Genomic DNA, 6,812 nt, shown 5'->3' on the forward strand with positions numbered 1-6,812 from the left:
CGCTGCGCGGCCCCAAGCATGGCGGCGCCAACGAGGTCGCGTTCGAGATCCAGAAGCGCTACGACAACCCCGATGAGGCCCAGGCAGATATCACCCGACGCGTCGAGAACAAGGAAGTCGTGATCGGCTTCGGCCACCCCGTGTACACCACCGGCGACCCGCGCAACCAGGTGATCAAGGAAGTGGCGAGAAAGCTGTCCAAGGATGCCGGCTCGATGAAGATGTTCGAGATTGCCGAGCGGCTGGAGACGGTGATGTGGGACGTCAAGAAGATGTTCCCCAACCTGGACTGGTTCAGCGCGGTGAGCTACCACATGATGGGCGTGCCGACGGCGATGTTCACGCCGCTTTTCGTAATGGCGCGCACTTCCGGCTGGGCTGCACATGTGATCGAACAGCGCATTGACAACAAGATCATTCGCCCCAGCGCCAATTACGTGGGCCCTGAAAACCGCAAATTCATGCCGATCGGCAAGCGCAAGTGAGCCCGGCCCGACCGGGCGTCCCAATAATGTAACGAAAGGCCAGAGCACTACGCCGTCCCAGGCAAATCGTAGAGAATAGCGGCGGAAATCCATCCCAGGCGCCGCCGGATGTGACGGCGGCGATGATACATAAATCAGATTTCGGAATCCGAAAGGCACTCACAAAATGAAACATCTCGTCCTTGCCGCCTGCATCGGCGCCTTCAGCCTGACCACCGCTACCGCCGTGATGGCGCAGGAACCGGCCAAGAAGACCACCACCAAGAAGAAGTCTTCGACCAAGAAGAAGGCGGCTGCCGGGGCTGCCGCCGCTGCCGGCGCCGCCGCAGCAGCCACCCCGACCGGTGAAAAGTGGCAGTGCGAACTGGGCAACAGCCTGTATATCTCCGGCGACATGCTGCGTGACGAAGTGCTGACCGTGCACTGGCAGGGCAAGGACTACAAGCTGCCGCGCCAGTCCACCGTGACCGGCGCCGACCGCTACTACGACGCCCGCACCGGCCTGGACCTGGTCGTGATCCCGAGCAAGGCCATGCTGTTCAACAAGAACCTCGGCCAGCGCCTGGCCGACGACTGCCAGAGCGCCGCCATGCAGGCCGGCGCCGCTGCCCCGACCCAGGCCGGCGGCCTGCGCGCCCCCGCAACCACCCCGCTGCTGGTCACGCCCCCGGGCGGCCAGCCGCAGCAGCCGTCGGACGCCACCCAGCAGACCGCGGCACCCAAGCAGTAAGTCCGTACCAGGGCGCCGGCGGCCGTCTGAATTCCGGCCGACGGCGCCCTTTTTGCCTTGTCGGGCGGGGAAACCCGCGCGCCGGGCAAGCTGTCGTGCCGACGTGGGGACAGGGCCGAACCGGATCCGGGTGGCGGCAAAGCCGCGCGGCGGTTAGAGTATGCAGTTGCAGTGCGCTGCCGACCTCGGACCGCGGCCAATTGCCGCGGCAGCGCACCGGGGTCTAGATTCAGTTGCAGAGGTCCGAGCCAAATGCCATCGCATCATCCTTCGATCGGAGTACGGCAATGCCCCATAACCTCAAGAACACGCTAAAAGAATTCAAGATCGGCCCTTCCGGAAAGGGCCAGTTTTATTCCCTCCCGCAACTGGGCGAGGCGCTGGACCTGGCGATCGGGCGCCTGCCGGTGTCGATCCGCGTGGTGCTGGAATCGGTGCTGCGCAACTGTGACGGCAAGAAGGTCACCGAAGAACACGTGAAGCAGCTTGCCGGCTGGAAGCCCACCGCCGAGCGTGTCGACGAGATTCCCTTTGTGGTGGCGCGCGTGGTGCTGCAGGACTTTACCGGCGTGCCGCTGCTGGCCGACCTGGCCGCGATGCGCAACGTCGCCGAGAAAATGGGCAAGAACCCCAAGCAGATCGAGCCGCTGGTGCCCGTGGACCTGGTGGTCGACCACTCGGTGCAGATCGACCACTTCCGCGAGAAGAAGGCGCTGGACCTGAACATGCAGCTGGAATTCAAGCGCAACCATGAGCGCTACCAGTTCATGAAATGGGGCATGCAGGCCTTCGACACCTTTGGCGTGGTGCAGCCGGGCTTCGGCATCGTGCACCAGGTCAACCTGGAATACCTGGCGCGCGGCGTGCACCGCAAGGACGGGGTCTACTACCCTGACACGCTGGTCGGCACCGATTCGCACACCACCATGATCAACGGCATCGGCGTGGTCGGCTGGGGTGTCGGCGGCATCGAGGCCGAGGCCGGCATGCTGGGCCAGCCGGTGTACTTCCTGACGCCTGACGTGGTCGGCGTGGAGCTGATCGGCCGCCTGCGCGAAGGCGTCACCGCCACCGACCTGGTGCTGACCATCACCGAGATGCTGCGCAAGGAAAAAGTGGTGGGCAAGTTCGTCGAGTTCTTCGGCGAAGGCACCGCCAGCCTGTCGGTACCGGACCGGGCCACCATCGGCAACATGGCACCCGAATACGGCGCCACCATGGGCTTCTTCCCGGTCGACGAGAAGACCATCGACTATTTCCGCGGCACCGGCCGCACCGACGAGGAAATCGACGCGTTCGAAGGCTACTTCCGCGCCCAGGGCATGTTCGGCATCCCGCAGGCCGGCGAGATCGACTACAGCAAGACGCTGAAGCTCGACCTGTCCACCGTGGCGCCGTCGCTGGCGGGCCCGAAGCGCCCGCAAGACCGCATCGAGATCGGCAACGTCAAGAGCACCTTCGCCTCGCTGTTCAGCAAGCCGGTGGCGGAGAACGGCTTCAACAAGGACCCGGCCGACCTGGATCGGCGCTACAGCACCGCCGACGGCCTCGAAGTGAAGAACGGCGACGTGCTGATCGCCGCCATCACCTCCTGCACCAACACGTCCAACCCGAGCGTGCTGCTGGCCGCGGGCCTGCTGGCCAAGAAGGCGGTCGAAGCCGGGCTGGAAGTGGCACCGCATATCAAGACCTCGCTGGCCCCTGGCAGCCGCGTGGTGACCGAATACCTGCAGGCCGCCGGCCTGCTGCCGTACCTGGAGAAGCTGGGCTTCGGCGTGACCGCCTACGGCTGCACCACCTGCATCGGCAACGCCGGCGACCTGACGCCGGAACTGAACGAGGCCATCGTCAAGAACGACCTGGTGGCGGCCGCTGTGCTGTCGGGCAACCGCAATTTCGAGGCCCGCATCCACCCGAATATCCGCGCCAACTTCCTGGCCTCGCCGCCGCTGGTGGTGGCCTACGCCATCGCCGGCAATGTCACGCGCGACCTGATGACCGAGCCGGTCGGCAAGGGCAAGGACGGCAAGGACATCTGGATCGGCGACATCTGGCCGACCTCGGAAGAGATCCAGGCGCTGATGAAGTTCGCGATGAATGCCGACACCTTCAGGACCAACTACGAGCAGGTCAAGAAGCCGAGCAAGCTGTGGGGCGCGATCCAGGGCACCCCGGGCCAGGTCTACGACTGGCCCAGGTCGACCTATATCGCCGAGCCGCCCTTCTTCCAGGACTTCAGCATGGAGCCGTCGGCGGCCGCGTCGAGCGTGCGCGGTGCGCGGGCGCTGGGCATCTTCGGCGACTCGGTGACCACTGACCATATCTCGCCGGCTGGCTCGATCAAGGACACCTCGCCCGCGGGCAAGTACCTGCTGGACCGTGGCGTGCTGAGGGCGGACTTCAACAGCTACGGCTCGCGCCGCGGCAACCATGAGGTGATGATGCGCGGCACCTTTGCCAACGTGCGCATCAAGAACCTGATGATCCCGCCCAAGGCTGATGGCGCGCGCGTCGAGGGCGGCCTCACCATCCACCAGCCCACTGGCGAGCAGATGTCGATCTACGACGCGGCCATGAAGTACATCGCCGAGGGCACGCCCACGATGGTGTTCGGCGGCGAGGAGTACGGCACCGGTTCGTCGCGCGACTGGGCCGCCAAGGGCACGCAGCTGTTGGGCGTGAAGGCCGTGATCGCCCGCAGCTTCGAGCGCATCCACCGTTCCAACCTGGTCGGCATGGGCGTGCTGCCGCTGCAGTTCAAGGGCGACGACAGTGCGCAGACGCTGGGCATCACCGGCAACGAGACCTTCGATATCGAAGGCATCGAGGGGGATCTCAAGCCGCAGCAGGACGTGGTGCTGGTGATCAAGCGCGCCAACGGCGACGTGCAGCGCGTGCCTGTGCTGCTGCGCATCGACACGCCGATCGAAGTCGACTACTACAACCACGGCGGCATCCTGCCGTTCGTGCTGCGTCAGTTGCTGGCCGCTTAAGGCCCATCGCTAAAGCGGAAGACGCCGCCTGCCTGAGCCCGCATTGCGCGGGCCGCGGCAGGCGGCGTTTTTTTATTGGTTTCTTGATTGGAGAGAGGCTCGGTGCGCCGCCTGCATCACCTCGAAACCGCTTCTGCGCGTGTAAGTTCCACGCAAGCCTGCGCTGCCACACTGTGTCTCACAAGAACAGCATTACAGACCGGACCGGACGGCCCGGCATTTACCAGATCCAGGAGACACCATGGCAAAGATCCTTATCGCATTCGTCGTCGTCGCCGGCGCGGCCCTTTACCTGCTGACCAAGGGCGGCAGCGACGTCTCGATCGCCGGCGAGTCGCACAGCGTCGAGAGCCACACCCCTGCCGCACCCGCCGCACCGGCACAAAAATAACCCCCCGGGCGTGACGAGCGCCGGCCGCGCCCCATGGAGCGGCCTGCTTGTCAACGCAGCGAGTAGAATACCGTTTTACGTATAACGGACGGTTTCTTTCTATGGCAGGTTTTCGCCCCAAGGCTTCCCCACGTCTTTCGCCTGACGCCGAGCGCCTGGTGGCCGATGCGCTCGCCCTCGACGCGTCGGGCAGCCGCATGGAGGACGGGTACTGGGAACGGCGCCTTTCGCAGCGCCTGGGCCGCCTGTTGAAGAACGGGAGCCAGACCGCGCTCGACGCGGCGCTGGAGCACCTGTTCAAGCACAACGCAGACGCCTCCGACGTACTCGCCGAACAGGCCGAGACGCTGGCCGAATCGGCCAGCATCGAGGTCGACGGCCAGCGCTATGACGCGCTGCTGATCGCCGCCCCGATCCTGGCGCACACGCGCTACGCCATCCCTTCCGGGGCGCTGAAGCCAGAAGTGGCGCAGACGCTGGCGGTGCACCTGCAGGCACATGTGCTGGCCAGCGCCACCAAGGTTTCGCTGTCGCCTTACCTGTACAGCATCGACCAGCTCCCGCGCACGCATAGCGACACCTTCGCGCTGACGCACAAGCTGGCCGCGGCCGCGCTGGGTGGCACGGTACCGAAGGTCGACCTGCGCGACCTGCCCGAGACCGCGCCGATCCTGGCCGACCCGCGCTACCTGCTGGCGGTGGTGGTGGCGCCGCACGAGCAGGCGCTGTTCCGCTGGCAGGAAGACGCCAAGGAGCACCATGCGGAGCGCTCGACTTGCCTGGAGCAATGGCGCAGCCAGGTCCAGCCGTCGGTGGCGCTGCTGCTGCCGGGCTGCGAGTTCGAGCTGCTGCTGCCCGACGCCTTCTTCCTGTCGTGCCGCGAATCCGACAAGAGCATCCGCCCGCTGACGGTGCGCGCCGCGGTCAACTACCTGTGCGGCACGCTCGATATCTCCGCCGGCCAGCTTGCCGCGGTGGTGGCGGCGTTCGGCGAAGAAGTGGTCGAGGAATACCGCGTCGGCTTCACCATGCGCGGCGAGAAGGACGTGATCTACGGCATCGTCTGGCCGGTCTACGGCCGCGAAGCCGGCGAGATCGATGCCGACGAGAAGGGCAACCCGCTCGAGCAGATCTGCGAAGAACTGCGCAATGCCGGCGTGGAAGACATCTTCCGCCACGCCGCGCTGTTCGATCCGGAGTATTGCGAGGACTGCGGCACGCCGCTGTACGCGGATCGCAATGGCGAGATCGTGCATGCCGAGCTGCCGGAGGATGCGCCGACGCAGCAGCCGTTGTTCCACTGATATCGCCCGCCGCTGCATAAACGGAAACGGCCCGCATTGCGGGCCGTTTCTCATTGGAACGTCGATCAGGCTGGCGCGCGCTCGCTCACACACCGCCACAACCCATGCCCCGACGCCGCGTACTTGCGTTCGAACGGCGTCATCGGCTGTGCCGGGTGCCATGCCTCGACCAGGGCGGGGCGGCCGACCATTGCCAGCGCCTGCGAGAATTCATCGATATAGACCTGCCAGTTGCTGCGACACTCCAGGTAATCGCCGCAAGTGGCCAGCGCCGGGAACACCGCATGCCCCTGCCAGCGCCGCCCCAGGTGGCCGATCTTGGGCCACGGGTTCGGGTACAGAACGTAGTGGCGCGCCACCGGCACCGCATCGTCCTGCAGCAGCCGCCACACATCGACCAGGTCGGCGCGCGCCCAGCAGAAGTTGGCGGGCATCGGCGCCCCGCCCCACCAGTCCTTGCCGGCGGCCAGACGCTTTTCGGACTGGTCGACGCCGATCACGTAGTGGTCCGGGAACGCGGTGGCGAGCCGCAGCGTGCTTTCGCCCACGCCGCAGCCCGCATCGAGGATCAGCGGTGCCCCGCCGGCCTGCTGCCAGCTTTGCAGCGCCGTGGCGAGTGCGCGCCGGCTGGCTTCGCCGACGGGCTTGCGGAAGGGTTCGGCCAGGTGGCGCGCGACGCGCGCGGCCAGGTGCTCGTGAACGTCGGACTGGGCCGAAACGATGGTGCGGGAATTGGCAAACATGGACGCCATTTTAACGGCGACCAGCGCCCGCGCCCGCCGGCAAACGCTGCACCCGTGTCACTTTAGCGGCACAATGCGGGACAATCCCGCCTGAGAACCCGTCCGCGATCGCGCAAACCCGTACGAGGAGCCCGTCCCATGAAACCGATTCCCCGCCTTCCCGCCC

General features: G+C 66.0%; 6 protein-coding genes. 5 read left to right on the forward strand and 1 reads right to left on the reverse strand.

Going from position 1 to position 6,812, the window contains the following annotated elements:
- The 5 genes from AB1I47_RS33075 to AB1I47_RS33095 form a co-directional block, all read left to right on the forward strand.
- A partial coding sequence (locus AB1I47_RS33075) for a citrate/2-methylcitrate synthase (protein WP_354687869.1) occupies positions 1-485 on the forward strand: 485 nt, incomplete at its 5' end.
- Between the two features lie 166 nt (positions 486-651).
- Positions 652-1,215: a hypothetical protein gene (locus tag AB1I47_RS33080; RefSeq protein ID WP_354687870.1), complete on the forward strand. Its 564-nt coding sequence runs from the start codon at positions 652-654 to the stop codon at positions 1,213-1,215.
- Positions 1,216-1,502: 287 nt separating this feature from the next.
- Complete coding sequence (gene acnA, locus AB1I47_RS33085) at positions 1,503-4,208, forward strand: aconitate hydratase AcnA (RefSeq protein ID WP_354687871.1); 2,706 nt, start codon at positions 1,503-1,505, stop codon at positions 4,206-4,208.
- 241 nt (positions 4,209-4,449) lie between these two features.
- Complete coding sequence (locus AB1I47_RS33090; protein WP_354687872.1) at positions 4,450-4,599, forward strand: hypothetical protein; 150 nt, start codon at positions 4,450-4,452, stop codon at positions 4,597-4,599.
- Between the two features lie 101 nt (positions 4,600-4,700).
- Entirely contained in the window at positions 4,701-5,903 is a 1,203-nt protein-coding gene (locus tag AB1I47_RS33095) for a DUF2863 family protein (protein ID WP_354687873.1), read from the forward strand.
- Between the two features lie 65 nt (positions 5,904-5,968).
- On the opposite strand, the gene trmB is transcribed toward AB1I47_RS33095, so the two are convergent.
- Positions 5,969-6,655 carry a tRNA (guanine(46)-N(7))-methyltransferase TrmB gene (trmB, locus tag AB1I47_RS33100; RefSeq protein ID WP_354687874.1) on the reverse strand — a complete coding sequence of 229 codons (687 nt, stop codon included), beginning with the start codon at positions 6,653-6,655 and terminating at the stop codon, positions 5,969-5,971.
- Positions 6,656-6,812: the final 157 nt, after the last annotated feature.

Origin of the sequence: Cupriavidus necator, assembly GCF_040578825.1 — a bacterium.
Classification (GTDB): domain Bacteria; phylum Pseudomonadota; class Gammaproteobacteria; order Burkholderiales; family Burkholderiaceae; genus Cupriavidus; species Cupriavidus necator_E.